The sequence below is a fragment of the Sorangium sp. So ce726 genome, assembly GCF_051521405.1.
Classification (GTDB): domain Bacteria; phylum Myxococcota_A; class Polyangia; order Polyangiales; family Polyangiaceae; genus Sorangium.
The window spans coordinates 6,067,903-6,088,266 of sequence record NZ_CP150349.1; the positions used below are offsets into that span (position 1 = coordinate 6,067,903).

15 protein-coding genes are annotated in these 20,364 nt (G+C 70.3%); 7 read left to right on the forward strand and 8 right to left on the reverse strand.

The features are described 5' to 3' along the window. Positions 1–40: 40 nt before the first annotated feature. The 3 genes from WME79_RS22660 to WME79_RS22670 are packed head-to-tail and all read right to left on the reverse strand — an operon-like array spanning position 41 to position 4,911. Complete coding sequence (locus WME79_RS22660) at positions 41–883, reverse strand: hypothetical protein (RefSeq protein WP_437538861.1); 843 nt, start codon at positions 881–883, stop codon at positions 41–43. Continuing rightward, positions 880–4,710, reverse strand: coding sequence for an RHS repeat-associated core domain-containing protein (locus WME79_RS22665; protein ID WP_437538863.1), 3,831 nt, complete (start codon positions 4,708–4,710; stop codon positions 880–882). The genes WME79_RS22660 and WME79_RS22665 overlap by 4 nt, the downstream gene beginning before the upstream one ends. A 45-nt stretch (positions 4,711–4,755) precedes the next feature. Beyond that, positions 4,756–4,911 (reverse strand): hypothetical protein, encoded by a 156-nt coding sequence (locus WME79_RS22670; RefSeq protein WP_437538865.1) that lies wholly within the window; start codon positions 4,909–4,911, stop codon positions 4,756–4,758. Positions 4,912–5,082: 171 nt separating this feature from the next. On the opposite strand from WME79_RS22670, the gene WME79_RS22675 reads away from it, so the two are divergent. The 3 genes from WME79_RS22675 (at position 5,083) to WME79_RS22685 (ending at position 8,091) form a co-directional block, all read left to right on the forward strand. After that, entirely contained in the window at positions 5,083–5,907 is an 825-nt protein-coding gene (locus WME79_RS22675) for a hypothetical protein (protein WP_437538867.1), read from the forward strand. A 217-nt stretch (positions 5,908–6,124) separates the two neighbouring features. Next, on the forward strand, positions 6,125–7,759 hold the full coding sequence (locus WME79_RS22680) for an FAD-binding protein (protein WP_437538869.1): 1,635 nt from the start codon (positions 6,125–6,127) through the stop codon (positions 7,757–7,759). Then, positions 7,756–8,091 carry a 4Fe-4S binding protein gene (locus WME79_RS22685; protein ID WP_437538871.1) on the forward strand — a complete coding sequence of 112 codons (336 nt, stop codon included), beginning with the start codon at positions 7,756–7,758 and terminating at the stop codon, positions 8,089–8,091. The genes WME79_RS22680 and WME79_RS22685 overlap by 4 nt, the downstream gene beginning before the upstream one ends. Positions 8,092–8,317: 226 nt before the next feature. Here the strand turns inward: WME79_RS22685 and WME79_RS22690 are convergent, their stop codons facing one another. The 3 genes from WME79_RS22690 to WME79_RS22700 all read right to left on the reverse strand — a co-directional run bounded on the left by WME79_RS22690 (position 8,318) and on the right by WME79_RS22700 (position 12,908). Then, positions 8,318–9,703, reverse strand: coding sequence for a DUF1552 domain-containing protein (locus WME79_RS22690; protein ID WP_437538873.1), 1,386 nt, complete (start codon positions 9,701–9,703; stop codon positions 8,318–8,320). Between the two features lies 1 nt (position 9,704). Next, positions 9,705–11,219, reverse strand: coding sequence for a DUF1592 domain-containing protein (locus WME79_RS22695; RefSeq protein ID WP_437538875.1), 1,515 nt, complete (start codon positions 11,217–11,219; stop codon positions 9,705–9,707). Positions 11,220–11,846: 627 nt separating this feature from the next. Further along, positions 11,847–12,908, reverse strand: coding sequence for an MBL fold metallo-hydrolase (locus WME79_RS22700; protein ID WP_437538877.1), 1,062 nt, complete (start codon positions 12,906–12,908; stop codon positions 11,847–11,849). A gap of 82 nt (positions 12,909–12,990) precedes the next feature. On the opposite strand from WME79_RS22700, the gene WME79_RS22705 reads away from it, so the two are divergent. From WME79_RS22705 to WME79_RS22720, 4 genes are all read left to right on the forward strand, one after another. Next, complete coding sequence (locus WME79_RS22705) at positions 12,991–13,914, forward strand: LysR family transcriptional regulator (protein ID WP_437538878.1); 924 nt, start codon at positions 12,991–12,993, stop codon at positions 13,912–13,914. A 119-nt stretch (positions 13,915–14,033) separates the two neighbouring features. Further along, entirely contained in the window at positions 14,034–15,161 is a 1,128-nt protein-coding gene (locus WME79_RS22710; RefSeq protein WP_437538880.1) for a hypothetical protein, read from the forward strand. A 373-nt stretch (positions 15,162–15,534) separates the two neighbouring features. Then, on the forward strand, positions 15,535–16,572 hold the full coding sequence (locus WME79_RS22715; protein ID WP_437538882.1) for a hypothetical protein: 1,038 nt from the start codon (positions 15,535–15,537) through the stop codon (positions 16,570–16,572). 37 nt (positions 16,573–16,609) lie between these two features. Next, on the forward strand, positions 16,610–17,941 hold the full coding sequence (locus WME79_RS22720) for a hypothetical protein (RefSeq protein ID WP_437538884.1): 1,332 nt from the start codon (positions 16,610–16,612) through the stop codon (positions 17,939–17,941). A 97-nt stretch (positions 17,942–18,038) separates the two neighbouring features. Here WME79_RS22720 and WME79_RS22725 read toward each other — a convergent pair whose 3' ends face one another. Continuing rightward, the gene (locus WME79_RS22725) at positions 18,039–19,250 is read right to left on the reverse strand and encodes a PAS domain-containing protein (RefSeq protein ID WP_437538886.1); all 1,212 of its coding nucleotides are present in this window, start codon (positions 19,248–19,250) and stop codon (positions 18,039–18,041) included. Positions 19,251–19,309: 59 nt separating this feature from the next. Next, positions 19,310–20,155, reverse strand: coding sequence for a factor-independent urate hydroxylase (pucL, locus tag WME79_RS22730; RefSeq protein ID WP_437538888.1), 846 nt, complete (start codon positions 20,153–20,155; stop codon positions 19,310–19,312). Positions 20,156–20,364 lie beyond the last annotated feature (209 nt).

The window sequence follows — 20,364 nt, forward strand, 5'->3', positions numbered from 1 at the left end:
TCCCCAGCTCATTGAGCCCGGGCAGTGTCGCGCGGCCGCCTCAGTCGAGCGGATCCCCGTCCTCATCCATGGCGACGGCGAAGGGCCCCTCGCCCGGTCCCGCCGGCATGACCCACCGGCCGGCCACGGCGTCGGGCGCGACACCGGCGAGCTCCGCGATGCGCTCCTGCCAGTGCTCGGACGCCTCGGTCGCGCAGCGAATCACCGAGGACGCCGTCTTCCCCGCCGCCGGCTCGGCCTCCAGCTCCACGGCGACCTCCGTCGCGAGCGCCGTGTCCGTCTCGACGATCACGGCGTCTGGATCGGACCGGCGGATCAGATCCGCTACGCTCGCGGCTCCCGACGAGCCGAGCACGTACGTCCCCACCTGCGCGCGCTGCGCTTCCACGAGCCGGCCCAGCACGTCCTTGCCCGCCTCGCCCAGCGAGGCGAGATCGAGCGGCACCGCCCGCGCGCGGGCCGAGAGCCCTGCCTCGGCGAGCGCCTTGGCGACGGCGCGCTCATCCACGATCTCGCCTCCGAGCACGGCGACGTCGCCAAAGCGGTGCCGGCGGACCACCTCCCTGGCGGCCAGCGAGGCGCCCTCGTGGAGCGCGATTCCTGCCCGCGCGCACGCTATCCGCACGGCCGGGAGCGCCGCGCGGGACGCCGCCGCGCTGGCCAGCAGCACCGCGGAGATGCCGTATCCCCGCACCAGGTCGAGGCACCGGAGCACGAGGCGGGCCGCCGACACCCGCGAAAGCGTGCCGTAGGGGGCGTGGCGCGTGTCGGAGAGGTAGATGATCCGGTACCCCTGCACGAGCGACGCGATCTGCGACGGGAGGCGCGCGGCGGCGCCGCGCTCGTCGAGAATGACGAGGGTTCGCTGGCTGGATGAGCTCATGATTGGCGAGGAGCGAAATGTAGCAGGTGGAGCTGACCGTTCGGAAGCCGCCCGATCGAGTAGGTGACGCGATTCACGCACGCGCGCTGCGCAGGCTGCCCTGACTGGGACTCCAGCCCTTCTAGCGTCTCCCTGGGCGTGTAGGAGCCCGAGTGCACCTGCCCCGGCGCGAGGGAGCGGAGGGCCGCGTCGTCGCGGGTCATGATGTCCCGCAGCGAGCGCAGCGCCTGGTTGCGCGAGCGGAAGACCGTGTTCGTCTGCTTTGTCGGCCGCGAGGTCGCGAGCGCGGACGGATCCTGTCCCGGGCCCGGCACGTGCGCGCGCGCGTGCCCCACGTTGTTCCCGAAGCTGCGATTCTCGGAGTCTTCCAGCAGCCGCTCGGCCTCGCGCAGCGACGCGAGGCCGAAAGGATCGATCCATGCAAACGGGTTGACCGCATAACCGTAGTAACCCGACCCCCCGGACACGCCGAGCGGATCCGGGGAGACGAACATGCCATCGGCCGGGTCGTAATAGCGATAGCGATTGTAGTAGAGGCCGGTCTCGGCGTCCTCGTACTGCCCCGGGAACCGCAGCGGGGTGCTGGCGTCGCCGTCGCGCGGTGCCTCGAGCCCGAAGGCCTGCCGATCCAGCGAGCCAACGATCTCGCCCGCGTCGTCGAGGAGGTGCTCCGGCGTACCGACAGGATCGTTAACGTAATGAATCCATCGCCCGTCGGCCTCGCGGTGCGCCGCCGGGACGAACGAGTCGTCCATGAAGCAATAGGTCCGCACCGAGGCCGCAGCGCCCCCAGGCGCGGCCGCGCTCTGGCCCGGAGAGCGCGTGATCTCGTGCACCAGGACGTCTCCATCCCACACGAATCGGGTCTCGCGCGCGAGCCGCAGCGCGCCTGCCGCCTCGTCCCACGCGAGGACTCGCTTCCGGACACGCCTCGCCAGCGGATCGTACTCGAACTCGACGCGGGCGCCGTCCGGCGCATCGACGCGCTCGAGCAGCCCTGCGCCGCTCCAGCCGTAGCGGTAGACGCGCGGCTTGTCCCCTCCTGCGTCCTCGCGCCGCTCGACGAGCCGCCCCTCGGCGTCCCAGCGGTACTCCGCGTTCCCCTTCCGGAGGAGCTTCCCGCCCCTGCCGTACCTGCGCTCCGGAGCGCCGTCTCCCTCGTGCAGGTTGCCCGCGGGATCGTAACGGAACACCTCGCGCCGCCCCACCTCGGGCGTCATCGCGAGCAACTGGCCCACGGGATCGTAGCGGAGCTCCGTCACCCCGCGCGCGCCGCCGCTCCGCGCCACGAGCTCGCCGGTCGGATCATGGCGGTAGCTCATCAGCGCCACGACGGCGTCGGGCGGCTCACCCGCCCACGCCGGATGGCCCGGCGCGGTCGGCGGGCGCTCCCCAGGGCGCGTGAGGCGCTGCTGCGAGAGGCGGCCCAGCGGGTCGTACGAGGTCCCGATCGCGCCGCCGCCCGGGAGACGCCGGAAGACCTCGCGACCGAAGGGATCCAGCCCGTGCTCGATCAACGCCGCATCGTCCAGCACTGTGCGCACGCGCGAGCCCATCGCGTCGCGCGCGATCGCCTCGCTGTGCCCGAGCGTTGTGCGTCGCGAGATCCGGTTGCCCAGCGCGTCGTACCGCGCCTCGACTGCGTGCGCCTCGCTCCCCAGGACCTGGATCTCCTTGACGATCTGGCCGAGCGGATCCCTCTCGAGCTCGATGCGCCCGCCGGGCCAGCGCGTCTCGACCAGGTTGCCGAGCATGTCGTACTCAAAATGCTCGTCGCCCGCCGGGGTCGTCCGCTGGACGAGGCGCCCCGCCAGATCGTACGCGAGATCGGTATGCACGGCCGGCCCTGCCGCCTCGGCCGCCATCGACTCGCCCGTCGTGACCCGCGTCGGGCGCCCCGCCGCGTCGAGGCGATAGCGCAGTACGCGCCCATCGAACGTGCGCTCCTCGATCAACCGACCATAGATATCGTAAAGGAGCTGGTGCTTCTCCCCGATCTCGTTCACGACCGTGGTGAGCTCGCCCTCGCGGTTGTAGAGCAGGCGGGACACGTGGCCGTTCGCGTCCTTGCGCCAGCAGAGCCGGTGATACCCGCCCCACCCCCACTCGGTGACATGCCCGCTCGGGTTCTGGGCCCGCACGAGGTGCCGCTCCCCGTCGTACTGATACCGCGAGACGCCTCCCTGGGCGTCGATCACCGCGATGAGGTCGCCGCGATCGGAGTAGACGAAGCGCGTCTCGGCGCCCGCCGGATCGGTGCGCCCTGTGACCCGGCCGAGCGCGTCGTACCGGAAGCGCCATACCGCGCCGTTCGGCGACGCGACCGCGATCAGGTTCCCCTGCGCGTCAACCTGGTACGATGTCCTCGCCCCGTTCGGATCAATCCGCTCGCGCAGCAGGCCCCGCTGGTCGGGGCGGTAGGTGGTGGTTTGCCCCAGCGGATTCGCAATGTGCTCCGGGTTCCCCCACGCGTCGCGAAAGATCTGAGTCACCCCTCCATGCGGGTCGGTGATCTTGACGGGGGAGCCCGCCTCATCCCGGACGATCGACGTACGGGCGCCGAGCTGGTTCGTGTAGCCAACCAGGTTCCCGCGCCCGTCGCGCTCGAAGCGCTCGAAGCCGCCGTCCGGATACTCGAGGACGGCGAGGAACCCGCGCGCGTCGTACACGGCGCGCACGGGCGACGGCCCGGCGTCGTGCGCCATGGTGAGCAGGCCGAACGCGTTGTGCGCGAAATGCCCGACGTGCGTCGAGTCGATGACGTGCGTGTAGTCCTCGTCGAGGTACTCGAAGACGCAGTGGTGGACTCCCCTGGCGGGGTGGCGGCCCGAGGCGAGCACCGAGGGCACGTCCGGGTCCAGGCTCGGATCGGGGCTGGATAGGTAGTCGCCCCAGGACTCGATGCACCGCCCCTGGGCGTCGTACACGAAATGGAAGCAGAGGCCGGTCCGATCGACGTCGGCGGTGAGCCGGGCCTCGTCGTCATACTCGTAGCGCGCGGAGAAGCCGTCGGCGTCGGTCGCCGTGACGAGCCGTCCGCGCGCGTCGTAATCGTATCTCTCCAGGGCGATCCACCGCCCCTGCTCCAGCGCGTTCTTCACCTCGATCGAGGCGATGTGCCCAGCGCCGTCCCTGCGCACGCGGAGCTTCCGGCCGGCGCTGTCCGTCACCTCGACGAGCTGGCCATCCTCGTACACGAGCGCGATGCGGTTCTTGTTCCTGTCCTCGATCGCCGTGAGCAGGTAGAGGTGCTCGCCGAGCTTCTCCGAGAAGGCATAGAGTCGCCCGTCGTTCGGGTCGACGACATAGCCCCACGGCTCACGGCGGAGGCGGAAGCCGAATGAGGAGACCACGTCATCGCCCGTGCGCAGCGACTTCGGGAAGGAGACGCGCGTGCCCTGGTCCGTCCAGACGTCGATGGAGCGGCGGCGCTCCTCGACGCGCCAGCCGAGGCTGTGGGCCCATCCCCACCCGAGGCCGACGTCGCGGCAGTGCGCCTGGGCGCTGTAGCTGCGCGTCAGTTGGAGGGGCAAGGGTCCGGGCAGCTCGACGATGAGAATGGGATGGGTGAACGCGCGCCCCGTGGCGACGTCGACCGGGTGCGATTTCGTGCCGCAGAGCGGAAAGCGCTGCGGATCCGGGGCGCCCTTGCCACCGCCCTGCGCCTGGTTCCCGCCGCTCCCGCCCCCAGCGCCCTGCCGGCCCGCTCCGGCGCCGCCGCCGGGTCCTCCCGCTCCGGCGCCGCCGCCGCCGCCGCCCATCACGAAGACGCCGGGGTTCATGCCGGGAATGGCCGGGATGTTCGGGACCGGAGCCGTGCGCGCCATACTCTGAGGTTCGCTTGAACGTCCCCCCGGAGACAAGCCAGCAGTTCAGACCCTGCGGAGCTCGACCACCGGCAGCCCGAGCAGCCGAGCGATCGCCTCGTGAACGACCCGGGCTGCCACGACGTCCCCGAGGGCGACGGCGCGGCTCAGGGTGCTGGCGAGCGAGGCGACGACGGCGGCCCGAGGCGACATCTCGGTCATCCCGAGTTCGCCAGGCGCCAAGCTCGGTGATTGGGCCCGCGTTGGGCCCACACCTTCCGAGGGGCTGCGATCCGTCGCCATGCCCGGCCGAAATGCCGTCGATAACGACCGATCGCACCGGTTCGCCCCCGCAAATTCGTCCTTGGGCGACGACGTACTAGCCTTGCCAGGGTGGATCCATCCGACCCCGTGGCCCGGTACCTGCCAACCCTCGGGCGCGCCCGCGCCGAGGGGCTCGCGCTGCCGCCCGGCGCGCCGGCCGAGGAGCGCCGCGTGGCAGCGCTGGTGATGCTCGCGTCGATCGTGCGCCGCGAAGGCTGGACCGAGGTCGTCGACCTCAGCGTGGAGGACGCGCTGCAGATCGCGCCGGGAGAGCCGCCGCTCCCCGACGCCTTCGAGGCACGTGCCTACCGACGCCTGGTCGAGCATCTCGGCCCCCGTCCCTGCACCGCGTGCGCCGGCGCCAGCGCGAGCCTCGTCGTCTGCGCGTCCTGCATGGGCGACGGCCAACTGCGGCGGGTGCGCATCCGCCACCTGCAGGACCGCCCGATCGAGGTGCGCGAGCTCTATGTGCCACGCGAGATGTCCTTCGTGCCGGCGCTGTTCGCGTTCGAGAGCGCCCTGAAGCGCGCGCTGGGCGCCGCGGATCCCCCCGAGCCCCTGCGCTGCCTCGACCTCCGCCCCCGGGCGCTACGCACCGCCTACCGAGGCGGCGGCGACCGGGTGGTCGAGCCGGATTTTCATGGCCACCATTTTGCCGGCACGATCGAGAGCGCGGTGGCCACCCTCGGCGCGTTCGCCGCCGGCGGCCGGATCGTGGCGCAGGCGGTGCGCGCCTACGCGTGGCCGTTGCTCTGGCTGCGCTACGATCCCGGCGAGCCCGCGCGCGACGTGGTCGTCTTCCCCGATCTCACCGGCGCGCTCCAGGCCTTCTCGGGCGCGAGCCCGGGCGAGCTCGGCGGCCCGCCGCTGCAGCGGCAGCACGCGCGGGGGTAGGCGAAGCTCTCGCGCGGGCGATCGAACGAAATCGCTGGGTTCGTCCGGACATCAGCGACGGCCAACGCCGAGCCGGCGACGACACCGATCCTGCGCGCGCCGCAGCACCCGATCATCACCGGCTGCTGCTGCGACAGCAACGGAGCCGCCCACCACCCGTCCACGCTGACAGCCGCACTGGCCCGATTGCTGCTTGGGCCCGCGGCGGCGGATCCCGATGAACACCCCTGCGACGCTGTCCCCTCCCCGCGCCTCCGAGATCGACGACGTCGCCGACGTGCTGGTGATCGGCGGCGGCCCTGCCGGCGCGTGGGCCGCGCTGGGGGCCGCGGCGAGCGGCGCGCGCGGCGTGGTGCTTGTCGACAAGGGCTATTGCGGCACGTCGGGCGCGACAGCGCCCGCGAACACAGGGGCCTGGTACGTGGCGCCCGACGGGGACGCCCGCGAGCGCGCGATCGAGAGCCGTTATGCGCGGAGCGGCGGGCTCGCGCACCACGAGTGGATGGCGCGCGTGCTCGACGCGACCTGGACGCAGATCAACCAGCTCGCGGCGTGGGGCTACCCCTTCCCCGTGGACGACAGCGGCCTTCAGTACCGCGCCAACCTGAGGGGCCCCGATTACATGTACTTCCTGCGCCGGCAGCTCCGGCGCGCCGGCGTCCGCATCCTCGACCACGCCCCTGCCCTCGAGCTGCTCGCGAGCGACGGGGTGGTCTCCGGCGCGCAGGGCTACTCCCGACAGGAGGACGCCGCGTGGCGCATCCGCGCCGGCGCCGTGGTGCTGGCCAGCGGCGGCTGCGCGTTCCTGAGCAAGGCGCTCGGCTGCGACGTCAACACGGGCGACGGCTACCTGATGGCCGCGGAGGTGGGCGCGGAGCTCTCCGGAATGGAGTTCTCGGCCCAGTATGGCATCAGCCCGGCTTACGCCTCGGTCACCAAGGGGCTCCCGTACTTCTGGGCGACCTTCACCACCGAGTCGGGCGAGGAGATCGACAGCCGGGGGAATCGCATGCTCGCGGTGGCGAGGGAGCTGCGCCGCGGGCCGGTCTATGCGGTGCTCGATCGCGCCGGCCCCGAGATCCAGCGCTGGCTGCGCGACGGCCAGCCGAACTGCTTTCTGCCGCACGACCGGCTCGGGATCGACCCGTTCAAGCAGCGTTTCCCGGTCACCTTGCGCGCGGAGGGCACGGTGCGCGGCAGCGGCGGGATCCGCGTCGTCGACGAGGAGTGCGCGACGAGCGTCCCGGGGCTCTACGCCGCGGGCGACGCGGCCTCGCGCGAGCTCATCGTCGGCGCCTCGAGCGGCGGCGGGAGCCCCAACGCCGCCTGGGCCATCTCGAGCGGCACCTGGGCTGGCCACGCCGCGGCGCGCTTCGCGGCCAGCCTGGGCGACCGCGCCGCGGCGAGGGCCGTGCGCGCCGCCGGGACCGTCGGCCTCCGGCCCAGCGGGACAGAGGGCGGGCTCGACGCAGGGGAGGTCATCGACCTCGTCCGGCAGGAGATGCTGCCGCTCGACAAGAACCTCTTCCGGCAAGGTGACCAGCTGTCGGCGTCGGTCGAGCGGCTCGAGGGCGCGTGGCGCGACGCGAGCGCGCGCCTCCGCGCCGCCGGCGTCGCGCAGGTCCGCGCGCGCGAGGCGGCCGCGCTGCTGGCCACGGCGCGCTTCTGCTACCGCAGCGCGCTCGTGCGCGCCGAGTCCCGGGGGCTGCACCAGCGCACGGACCTGCCGGACACCGATCCCGAGCAGGCCCACCACCTCACCACCGGCGGGCTCTCGTCTGTCTGGGTCGAGCCCCGCCGGAGCCCGCTTGGCCCCTCCCACCGGCCCTTCAACCGAGGAGATCTCGCGTGATCGAGCTCTTGAGCGACGCCCGCTGCATCGATTGCAACCTCTGCGTCAAGGTCTGCCCCACGAACGTCTTCGAGGCGCGGCCCGGCGAGGCGCCTGTCATCGCGCGCCAGCAGGACTGTCAGACCTGCTTCATGTGCGAGCTCTACTGCCCGACCGACGCGCTCTACGTGAGCCCGCTCGCCGAGCGCCGCGACCCCGTCGCGGAGGAGCGGCTCGAGCAGGACGGCCACCTGGGCAGCTACGCGCACCACCTCGGCTGGCGCGCCGCGAGGCCTGGCGGCACCGACCGCGACCCCACGTTCCGGTTCCGCGCCGTGACCGCCGGGCAATGAACACCCCGTGACGCTCCCCGCGCCCGCGCTCTCCCGTGCGCAGGACGAAGGCTTCTGGAGCGGCTGATGCGGTTTCCGCCCACCTCTGCACCATGCCGAGCAGAACGGCGGTCTCCTGCACAGGAGACGGGCCCAGATCGGCGTTTTCGGCGCGCAAGCGCACTCCAGTGCGCTGAGCACCGAAAACGTCGAGGTGGGCCCGTATCCGAAGCGGGTGACCGTCGCTCTAGGTGAGAGAGGGAAGCGCGCCAGTGCTGTACTGCGGGTCGCCGAAGGTCTTGTCGTCGGTCCCCATCGCGTTCGCTATCGTGACGAGCAGATCGTTGTGCTGGCGGGCAGAGCCGCCGTTCGCCAGATAGTCCACGAAGCGGCCGGTGCGGAAGACTCCGCCCCCGCTGCCGGCGAGCAAGAACGGGATGTTCGTGAGCGCGTGCTGCCTCGACTCGCCGATCTCGGTGACCCACAGGACGACGGTGTTGTCGAGGAGCGTGCGATCCCCCTCCGCGTACGAGTCGAGCTTCCCGAGCAGGTAGGCGAGCTGCTCCGCGAACCACGTGTGGATCTTCATGTACTTCTCGTCCCCCGCCGCGTTCCACTCGTGGGAGATGGCATGGTGATTCTGCGTGAGCCCGAGGAACGGGTAGAGGTGCTCGCTCTCGGCGTACGACCACTGGATCGTGGCGATCCGGGTGAGGTCGCACGCGAGCGCCGCGGCCATCATATCCATCTGGAGCTTGCCGATGGCGGGCATGTTGTCGTCCTTCGAGAGGTCGATGCGGTCGCCCAGCGACGGGGCCTGGCAGCTGCCCGTGGTCGGGGTACCGCCGCCGCCGTTCGAGGAGCCGCCGCCGGCCAGGCGCGCCTCGATGTCCCGGATCGACTGCAGGTGCGAGTCGAGCTTGAGGCGATCTTCCTTGCCGATGCGAGGCCGCACGTCGGCGATGTCCTCGCGGAGGAGATCGAACACGGTCCGCCGCTGCGCGCGGAGCCGATCCAGCGCGGTAGAGCCGCCCGGGTCCTGGCCCGGGTCGGGCACCGTGGCCCCGAAGAGCTGCTGGAACGTGTCGTAAGGGTCCTCGCGGGGGGGGATGGGCTGGTCCGGCCCGGCGTAGCTGAGCCGGCCACGCACCTCCGCGTCACGGACCTGGACGCCGAGCTCCAGGGTCTTGAACAGCGTCTTGGGCTGCAGCTTGTTCGCGATGTGCTGATCGAGCGAGATGCCCGACGACCAGCCGGCGTTGGTGGACATGAAGCTCTTGAAGTTGCCCTTGAGCAGCGCCCGCCCCGTCAGCAGTCCACCGATGCCCCGAGCGTGCTCGGAGCCGACGTTGGAGTTGACCACGACGTTCATGTTGACCCCGCGCATCGGGATAATCTTCGACTTGAACGGCGAGAGCGGCTGGAGCAGCGGGCTCAGCGTGAAGTTCGTCTCGGTGCCCGTGGGCATCCATTTCGACTCCATGGTGCCGTTCGGCGTATAGAACACCACGAAGCGCTTGGGCGCGGTGGCCTCTTGCCCGCGGGCCAGCTCGGAGTTGAGAAGCGGAATCGTCGCCGTCGCCGCCAGCGCGCCCTGGAGCATCCGCCGTCGAGAGATCATTCGCGGGTTCATGTCACTCCTCCTCTGCGATCGCGCTGCGGTACAGGAACGCGTCGGTCTGCGTCGTCGCCACGATGAGCTCCACGAGATCGCCCTCCGAGCCGTGGAACCCTGCGCGCAGTCCGTCGAGCGAGCACTCGTCGTCGACGTTCTCGAAGCGGCCCGCCGTGTAGCGGAACCATTGCGTCGCGAGGCACTCGCGGACCTGCGCGCTCCCGGCGAGCTTCTCCGCCAGCTCGCGAACGCCGACGAACGGGCCGTCCATGTCATCGGACGCGACCATCTCCCCGGAGACGTCGATGACCTGCCCGCCCTCCTGGGTGCGGTACGCGCCCACGGCATCGAAGTTCTCGAACGCGAAGCCGATCGGATCCATCAGCTTATGGCAGCCGGCGCACCTCTCATTGGAGGCGTGCTGGTTGAACCGCTCACGCGCTGTAACACCCTCATCGCCCGTGGGCGGCGTGAGGTCGACGTCGTCAGGGGGAGGCGGCGGATCCTGGCACATGAACTTCGAGCGGATGGCCTTGCCGCGCAGCACCGGAGAGGTCTGATCGGGGTGCGCGTGGACGGCCAGGAACGCGGGCTGCGTGAGCACCCCTGCGCGCTGGTCCGGCGGGAGCTGCACGAGCTGGGGTGTGGTCGAGCCGGGCGGGACCGTCACGCCATACAGCTCGGCGACGGACTCGGTGGCGAAGCCGACGGGCAGCGTGAGCAGGCTCGAGAGCTTGTGGTCCCCGGACCACAGCACGTGCTCGACGAACGCGGGAGTCTCCGCGCTGATCCCCGCGACGAGCTCGTCGTTGTACCCGGGGAACTTGCTCTCCTCCTTGACGATGGTCCCGAGCTTCCCGAGGTTGAGCCATTGCTTGTAGAACTCCGTGATGGCCCGGCGCGCCCGCGGGTGCTCCAGCATCTGGCGGGTTCGCTCGGCGAGCTGCTCGCGGGTATCGAGCTGGCCCGCCTCCGCGGCATCGAGCAGCTCCTCGTCGGGGCCGGACGCCCAGACGAGGTACGACAGGCGCGACGCCATCTCGTACGGGTCGAGGCGCACCCGCGACGAGGCGGCATCGGAATCGTGACGCAGCTCCAGGCGGAACAGGAATTTCGGCGATTGCAGCGCGGCCCGGATGACGACCTCGATGCCCTCACGGAACGACCCGTCCGTGCGCCCTGCGGCGTAGGCGCGCATCAGCCGGTCGACCTCCGACGTCTCGAGCGGTCGGCGGTACGCGCGACGGCCGAAGTCCTGGACGAATTGCCGCGCGCACGCCTCCTCCTGAGCGACTTGCCCCTCGACCGCGGCCGGATCACACGGCACGAGCTTCGACAGATCGCCCGCAACAGCCTCGGTCGCGAGCGCCTCGGCAGCCAGGAGGTATTTCTCCGCGTGCAGCGCAGATACGGTCAGCACCGTCGCGTTGTTGTTGAAACCGCCGGCGATCTCATCCGGGGGGAATTGATCGGCTGGGGTGAGGGACGTTCCGAGGAGATCTCGGACCGTGTTGTTGTATTCGAATCGCGTCAAACGCCGCTGCGGTGCGAGGATCCGCTCGGCGCCGCACACCGGGGGATCTTCTTGTCCGGACGTCGAGCCGTCCCCCCCGGAGCTGGAGCCTGGGCCAGACTCGGAGCCCGAAGCTCCAATCTGCCCGTTACCGCACCCGGCCGCGGCCGTCAGCGCGAGCGTCGCTATGAGCGCGTGACCGGCTCGCCAGCGACGATATCCTAAGTCAGCCATACCGTGACCTCCTACCGTCGGTCACAACCTACGGTGAAGCCTCGTCAGACGTCAAGCGCTGCTCCCACCAATTCACAGCGCCAGACGCCGCCGTTCAATGGCCGGACAGCGGTCAACAACGAACCATCCGCAGGCGAAGTCTGATACTGCCCGAAGACTCCACTCCCGTCATATTATGGATCGACTGGCCGCCACTTGACGCAACACGCGCCGCGTCAGGCCAGCAGGACCGGGCGCACGCCAGCCCGAGCAGCGAGGCGATAGCGCGACGCCGTCGCACCTCTCCAAGCCACCCACGCCGCGCACACGAACAGCGATTCCTGGAATTCCCGCTCCGGCGCGTATTGATCACGAGCCGCCGAAAACTCTCCAATTTCGACCAGCGGCTTCCCACGCGCCGCGCGCCTCGCGGCGTCACGGCGTGGGGGAGAGTTCGCAGATCACCTGGGGCGCTTCGTGCCCGTAGACGACGCGCAGGCTCGGGTGGGCGCGGACGAGCTCGCGCAGGCGATCCAGGCTCCGCTGTCCCACGGCTTCGTCGCTCGCCGAGGGACCGCGCGGGCCGATGCCGCGCTCGAATGCCCAGGCGTAATGAGATGCATCACCGACGAGCAGCACCGGGCCGGACTCGGCGTTGACCACAAACGAGAGGTGACCGCGCGAGTGGCCAGGCGTCGGGAGCGCCCAGAGCGCGCCGTCGCCCCATACGTCGATGGCCAGGTCGAACGGCGGCATGGGGACGCCGCGCGCGAACGAGAGCTCCGAGAGCGTCGCTCCCTCGGCGAAGTGCCCGTAGCCGAGGTGCCCCGCGAGATCGTCGGCCTCGTGCTCGCCGGTCACGATCTCCACGTCACCCGGGAGCTCGCCGAGGCCGGCGGTGTGATCGCCATGAACGTGCGTCAGGTAGACCTGACGCGGGCGTGAGCCGAAGCGCGCGAGCTGAGCACCGAGCGAGCGCCCCGCTGGGAGCGTGAACCGCGTGCCCATCGCCCGGTGCAGCCAGCTCACCGGCGCGCGGATGTCGCCGAACGGATCCCGCTCGAACGGGGCGGAGAGGCCGGCGTCGATCAGCACGTCGCCGCGCGCGGGATGGCGGACGAGGTGCGCGTAGATCGGCAGCGGTTCGTGCTCGCGGGCGCGATCGAACGCGACGTGGTCGCTGCGAAGCAACATCGAGCGCGCTCCGCCGACCTCGCCCGTCTCGAGGGTACAGAGCCGCACGCGCTGGCCGCGCGCGAACACGTCCTCCCACGCGGAGGCGCGCTGCGGCGGCACGGCGAGCTCCACGCGAGGGAGCTTCGATGGGCTGCCAAGTCCGGCCCAGATCACGAGCGCCGCCCCGAGCGCGACGACGGCGCCGAGCCCGGCGCCGATCCGGCGAAGCCACGGGCGGATGAACGTGGAGGGCCGGCGAGGCACGATCGGCGGCTCGGGCGGCGTCAGCGAAGGAGCTTCATCGAGCGAAACATCACGCATGCCTCGGTTGTACGGCGCGCGGTCGCACACGAGTCATGCTTCGGCGTGATGCCTGCCATGTCGCGCGGGATATGATCCGGAGATGCGGATCGAGGACGTCGACTTCAACGGGCTGCGCGCGCTCCACCACCTGCTCGAGACGCGGAGCGTGACCCAGGCGGCGCGGCGCCTCGGCACGACGCAGCCCAACATGAGCCGCTCGCTCGCGCGGCTCCGAGAGGTCTTCGGTGATCCCTTGTTCGTGTCCACCGGCCGCGCCCTCGAGCCGACGCCCATGGCGCTCGCGCTCCAGCCCGACGTGGAGCGCGCCCTGTGGGCGCTGCGCACGGTCTTCGATCCCATGGTCCGCCAGAAGCGCGAGGACGAGCCGTTTCCGCTGCGCGTGGCGACGTCTGACTACGGCACCCTGGTCGTGCTGAGGCCGTGGCTCGCGCAGCAGGCCGAGGCGCGGCCGATGACGACGCTGCGCATCGTCCAGCCCTCGCTGGAGACGATCGGCGCTCTCGAGCGCGGGGAGGTCGACCTGGCGCTGATCCCGCGGGTGGACATCGACGGATTGGAGCAGTTCGTGTTCCGCCCCATCGTTGACGACGAACACGTGATCGTGACCCGGCGTGGGCACCCGCTCACGCGCGGGCGCGCGACGTTCGAGCGGTACCTCGCGTGCGGGCACGTCGTCGTGGGCAACGCGCTGCCGGGGCTCTCGACGGTACAGCGGGCGATCGCGCGGCTCGAACGATCGCGGGACGTGCAGGTGCGTGTGCCGTCGCTGCTGCTCGCGCTCTCGCTGGCAGCGGAGACCGAGCTCGTCGCTACGCTGCCCGCGCGCATCGTCCGCGCCTCGGGGCTCCCGCTCACGACCCGACCGCTCCCCTTCGAGGTCGAGCCGTTCACGCTCCACGTCGTGTTTCATCCACGCTGGACGACCGACCCGCGCCATCGCAGCATCCGGGAGAGCCTGATCTCCAGCTCCACCGCGAGAGGCCGCTCCAGGGCGTCCACATGAGCCTCCAACGTTCGTGTGGATCGCTCTGCGGGCCCGATTCGACCGGAGCAGGCGATAGCGCCGCTCAGGCACTCCACGGTCTCCGTGCGGGTTCGACTCCGATATTGCTATGCTGTCGCATGGGTCAACCTGGGGTCGCGGTGTTCGGCTGGCTTCTCGCCCTCTTGATCGTTCCGTCCGCCTGCAGTCTTCCGTCGACACAGGCTCCGGCCGCGCCGCCCGCGCGCGCGACTCCGATCCATCACGCGACGCCGACCCCGCGCGATCCCTCGGCCGTGATCGACCCGGACGATGATGCCGGTATCGCCGCGGCGCTCGCCGGCGGCGGGCTCGATGGATGGATGCACGGCGCGGCGGCTGAGGCCGGTCTCTTCGTATTCACCTACCGGCTCCCGCACGATTTCTTCCGTTACGCTGACTTTCCGATGATCCCGGGGTCGCCCGAGGTCGCGCGGGAGCTCGCCGGGCTCCGGCGGCATGACCGGCTGCGCGTCTTCGGCAACCTCGAGAAAAAGGGCCCTCAGCGCCATGTCCGCGTGCGCCGCATCGAGGTGATCACGCGGTTCTCCTCCGGCGTGGACGCGCCGTCCTATGCGCACGACACGACGATCCCCGCGGCGCTCCTTGGGGGGCGCGAGCTCGTGGGTCGTGTGCACGGCGTCGACGCCGAGGGCAAGGTCCTCGTGGTCGAGCTCGCAGACAAGGTGGTGCCGGTCTTCGTGACCCGCCCTGAGCACGTGCGAGACCTGTGGCGCAATGACAAGATCCGGTTGCATTACGTGATCGCCGAGCACCCCGACCGCCCGATCCACCTGCGGCTCGATCCGGCCGTCTCGAGGCCCATCGAGGTGCTGGAGCGCATGCAGGCCGGTCACGGCCAGCCGATCGCGCTGGAGGGCGATCTCGTGCTCTTCCCGAGGAGCCCGCAGATCAAATTCGACATCTGGGCGCTGCGCGTCGTCGACAGCGATCGGGTGGAGCGCGAGTATACGCTGGTCAATTTCAGCGATCCTGAGCTCTTCAAGGCGATCCGCGACAAACTCGCGCGGGGCTGGGCGGCGCACCACGGCGCGCCGGTGGACGCGCGCAACAAGTTCATCAAGCCAGGCCTGCGCGTGCGCGCGAGGGGCGTGCTCAACGTGATCTCGCCGGCGCAGGCCAACCCGCAGATCTTGTTGTCGTCGGAGGGGGCGGTCGAGGTGCTCGGAGCCCCGGGACGGGGATCGCTGCCTCCCGTCAACCGATGAGGCGTCCCCGGGTCCCGCCGGTCCGTCCTGTGCATCATCCTGTGCATCATCCTGTGCATCATCCTGTGCATCATCCTGTGCATCATCCTGTGCATTAGCCAGGCCCGCCCGCCTGAGGGGCTCGATCACGGCGGTAGAAGGCAATCGCGCCTCCATTTTCTTCTTGCCCACGGTTTCCTCAGACCACACTATCTGCCGGGGGTGGGGCACCCGCACGCGCCGCCTCTGGAGCGTCATCCTTCCGTATCTCGAGCGAGCGCCCCCTCCGGCTCGGGCCGCTCGCGGCGTTCGTCCGTCAGAGCCCAGGACGCTCCACGCGCCCGCTTCACTGCCCCGTGTCTCGACGGCCATGCTCTCGATCGGAGGTGCGCCCGTGAAACCAGCGTTCGTCCTACCGCTCGTCATCGTATCGTCGTGCCTCGCCTCCGCCGCTGCCGCCGCCGAGCAGGCGTGCGGGTACTCCAGCGCCGGCTGGAACGCGCCGAACGGCGCGGCGGTGTTCAGCGCCGGCTCGGGGCCGATCGGAGACGTCCTTAACGCCGTCGGCGAGTTCCGGACGCACTCGATGCTGTCACACGGACCCGGACGGTGGGTGACGCATGCCACCATGAAGCAGCCACGCGAGAACTCCTGGCCTGAGGTGTGCAGCACGCCCATCGTATCGAACGATCTGCTCGATGGTTATCCCGGGCTCGCGCAGGTCAACCAGGGTGGGATCTACCGCTTCCTCTACGGGAGCGGCGGGAGCGGCCCGGCCGCGCTGACCTACCAGGTCGGCGATCCCAAGCGGGCCGCGTCGATCGGCGAAGCCATCTGGTGGGAGGTGCCCTACTACGCCGAACGCTCGATCATCGACGAAGGGGTCGAGATCCCTCGGCTGAGCGTTCGCGGCGACCGGGTGCACTACTCGTTCTTCCAGTACCGCAACACCGAGGGCACGCCCACCGGCGGGCCGGCGTGGAACAACGGTATGGTTTGCTCGTCATTCCTGGCCTACGCGCACTATCTCGACGGCCAGGGCGCCATCCCGCCGTACACGTACAGCCACGCCAAGCTCGCCAGCGCGGCCAACGCCCTTCACGACGGGGTGATGGACAGCTGCGAGAACAGCCTGGGGTTCTGGGGCTCGATCGGCACATCGATCGTCTGCCTCACGGACGTCTGCGACAAGGCCGCCAATCAGGTCGCGAACTGCATGGCCTCGCACGCATGCGACACCGGCAGCAGCAGCTTGTGGAGAGGGGTCCGAGACGACCCGAAGACCGTCGCCGTGTCCATCAGCCCCGACCGCATCGGCGGCTGGAGCGGGCACCCCTGGGGGACGCAGGCCGGCGCGACCGTCTGGTCCGCCGATACGAACCACAACGTCCAGTGGAACTCCGGAGGCAACGTCTACGGGTGCTGGTACTGACGAACGTTCGAGCACAATGGAATGAGGAGCTCAGGCCATGACGACCAGGATCGGTGCGCATCGGTCAAAGGCGCGATGGGTCGGTGTGGTGCTGCTCGCCGCCGCGCTCTGGGTCCTGGTCTGGTCGATCCGTGCCCCCAAGACGCCCGAGCCCGTCCGCGCAGCGCCGAGGGCAAGCGCGCCGGAGGCCCCCCCGAGCGCGAGACGCGCGGCGAGCGCCGTTACGGCAAGCACGAGGGCGCCCGCGGAGGACCCGGCCCCCCTCATCGACGAGATCGAGGTCGAGAAGCCGGAAGTGTGCGCCGGTGAGGAGAACCTCATCACGGTGCGCTCCCATACCACGAACGGGACAGACGAATACCTCCACAGCGTCATTGGCACGCGCACCGGATCGCGGGTGCCGCTCCGCATCTGGCCCGAGATGGACGGATCGTACGAGATGCCCACCATCTCCGTGTTCGGGCGTAACAACGCGGTGACTCAGATCGAGGTCCCGAGATACAAGGTCAACGCCTGCAAGCCGGAGCGGATCGTCGTCATCACCCACAGGCTCCTGCCGAGCACCCCCGGTGAATTCGAGCTCACGGCACAGATCGTCGACGTCGGGCTCAAGGACAACCCCGACGCGAGGCCGTTCAAGCCCGCGAGTTATGCCTGGGTGTTCGACGACGGCGGCTCGGAGAAGACGAAGGCGCCGTTCGTGACCCACAGCTACGAGCGCCGCCCGCAAACCGCGCTCGTCTCCGAGTTTCTGATCCGGGTGGAGGTCCAGGGCGAAGCGGGCGAGAAGCTCACCGGCCGCGCCCTGCTCCAGATCCCGAACATGATGTTTCAGGACCTCGCGGAGCGGGGGATCGTGACCATCGCGGCGACGCCGACGCCCCGCTTTCCCCGGCAGGACGGCGACGGCGTGGTCCGGCAGACCTTCCGCCTCTGGCATCACAGCGACGCGCCGGTCCGGATCGATGCGGTCACGGCCGTGCGGCACCACGCGGGGGCGTCGAGCGCCTCACCGCACGAGAAGGCCTCGCTCGGCCTGGTCGAGATCCCACCGGGGCAAGGGGTCGACGTGGAGGTGAGGCTCGACACGGTGCGTGAGCCGGATGTCTTCACCATCACGTACATTCTCGAGGGCGAGACGGCGGAGGGGCACGCGGCGCGCGGGACGTTCTCGCTGATGAAGCCGCCGCCCGCGCCGACCAAAGAGTCGAGCACACCGGTCACGGAGCCCGTCCTCCTCGCCAAGATCAAGCGGGCGCGAGCGCTCCTCGCGCAGGAGTTCGTCACCGACGAGGACATCTGGCGGCTAGAGCGAGAGGGGAAGATGGCAGATCTCGACATCTCGCCGCCGCGTACGCCAGCGCCATAGCCCGCTCCGACCGCGCCGCCATGCCCGCATCGACCCCTCCGCTTCGGGGCTCGTGCTCGGTCCGGCGCCGAGATCGATCGTGCCCTCGAAGCTCCGATCAGCGGGGCTCGGCCCGCCGCGCGCCGTTGGCCGCGGCGGCGTCGGCGCCGTTCATCCGCTGGATGCAGAGCTTGAGGCCGGCGCGGAGGTTGCCCATCGTGATGATCCCCGAGAGATCGACCCCCAGCGCGATCATCGTCTGTGCCACGTTCGAGCGGATACCCGTGATCACCCCCTCCGCGCCGAGGAGCCGTATCGCGCGGACCATCTCGATGAGGTAGCTCGCCGTCTTCGTGTCCACCGCGTCGACCCCGGTCAGATCGAGTATCGCGAAGCGCGCCCCCTTGCTCGAGATCGCGTCGAGGAGGCTGTCCATCACCTCGGAGGTCCTCACGCTGTCGACGACACCGACCATCGGGAGCGTCAGCACGCGATCCCAGACCTCGATGATGGGCGTCGACAGCGCGCGAATCACCTGCTGCTGGGCCTGGATCATGTCGAGCCTCGCCTGGAGCTCGACCTCCTTGCGCTTCATGTCCGTGATGTCGAACGTCACGGACACCGCGCCGTTCGGCGCGCGGCGCTCGTCGAAGACGGGGAGCAGCCAGGACCGCCAGGTGACGCCGTGGGTCTCGACCTGGTTCTCCACGACCTCCCCCGCCAGCACGCGCCGCATCCCGTCCGCGGCCTCCGGGCTGGACCCGTAGAGGTCGAAGACGTTCTTGCCGATGAGCGCCCCAGGCTTCACGCCCGAGTGCTCGAGCCCCTTGCCGTCGTGGTGGGTGAAGACCCCGTCGCGATCATACTTGCACGCGGCGATCGGGACGTGATCGAGGATGGCGCGCAGGATGATCGAGTCGTCCCGCGACACGTCCGCGAGGCGGCCGCGGTCGGTCACGTCCTGCCCGATGAAGAGCCTGCGCACCACCTGGCCGTCGGCGCCGCGCACCGGCTCGTGCACCCACACACACGCGACGACGCGCCCGTCCTTCCGCCGGTGCTCGACGGTGAGCGGCGCGCCGCCCTGACCGTCGCAGAGGCGTCGCCAGAGGTCGACTTCAGCGCTGCCCAGCGCCGTGTCCGCGAGGAGGCGGCCAATCACCTCTTCCCCGGTATAACCCAGCAGCCGCTCCGCCCCGGCGCTCCACGCGGCGATCTCGAGAGACCCGACGTCGCCCGTGCACTCCACGGCGATGAACGGTCCGTTGAGGACTGCGTTCATGTAGCTCGTCGCGACCTCAAGCTCGTCCGGGCCCGCCAGCTGGTCCATGCGCCGCACTGTACCGGGCACATCGTCGGAATGTCGAGAAAAACGGCCGCGCCCGATGGTCAGCTCCCTCGCTTCATCGTGGCCTCGATGAGCCCGTGCGGCTCGTCGACCGGGACGAAGATCTCGTTGTCGTTGGTGAGCCCGAAGGGTGCGAGATCGACGAGCAGGCAGTGCTTGTTGGGGAGCGAGAGGCTCACCTCGTCGATGGCAGGACAGGCGGCGAGCACCGCCTCCCCGAGGTCATGGATGGTGTGCTGCACCGAGAGGCTGTGTCGCTCTGCAAACGTCTCGATCAGGGCGCGGCGGGCGCGCTCCCACGTCGCCGTGGGCGCCGGGTCGCGGCCGCCCGTGCGCCAGCGGGCCACCATGAGCGTCGAGAGGATGCGGTCCCCGGTCTCCTTGAGCGTCGTGTATTCATCGCGCGGAAAACCCGAGAACGCCGAGCCGGTGGTCTTGAGGACGAGGAGGTCTGCGATGCCGGACGTGATCTCGACCTCGCCAGGAGCCGCGGAGATCTCCGCGGTCCGCCGCTCCCCTGCCGCGCGGAGGAAGGCGTGAGGGTGCGGCGCGCCGCCCGCGTCGACGCGAGACCAGACGTTCTCTGCGATATCTACCCTCGCCCGCCGGGTGTGCGGCTTGCCGAGGAAGTGTTCTGCGAGCAGGACGCCGAAGTCCTCGATCGGCTCGACGGGGTGGCCCTTGGCGAGCGCGTACACGGTGTTCTTCATCGTGTCCGTCGGCAGCACCTTGCTGTTGTCACCCTTCATGTAGGCGTCGTCGAACTCGCCCTCCAGCTGGATGTCGACCTGGACGTCGGTGAGCTCGTGCCGCGCGCCCGCGCGGCGGACCTTCACGAGCCGCACCCTCGATTTGCCGTAGGCGTTCCGCACCAACGAGATGGACATCGTTCTTCAGCTCCCGCGCCGGACGACGACGCTCCCTTGAGACGCGGGAGAGACGGTAGCTTGAAGCACGACGCCGCCTCAAGCCTGGCGGGCCCCTCGGCGCGCGGCGCGCGACGACGCTCCGGCGGCGGCCGCCCGCCGGAGCGTCGTCGGGCGGGCCCGTGCGATATCGCACGTGCGGCGACCATGGCGCGTCACCACATACGCGG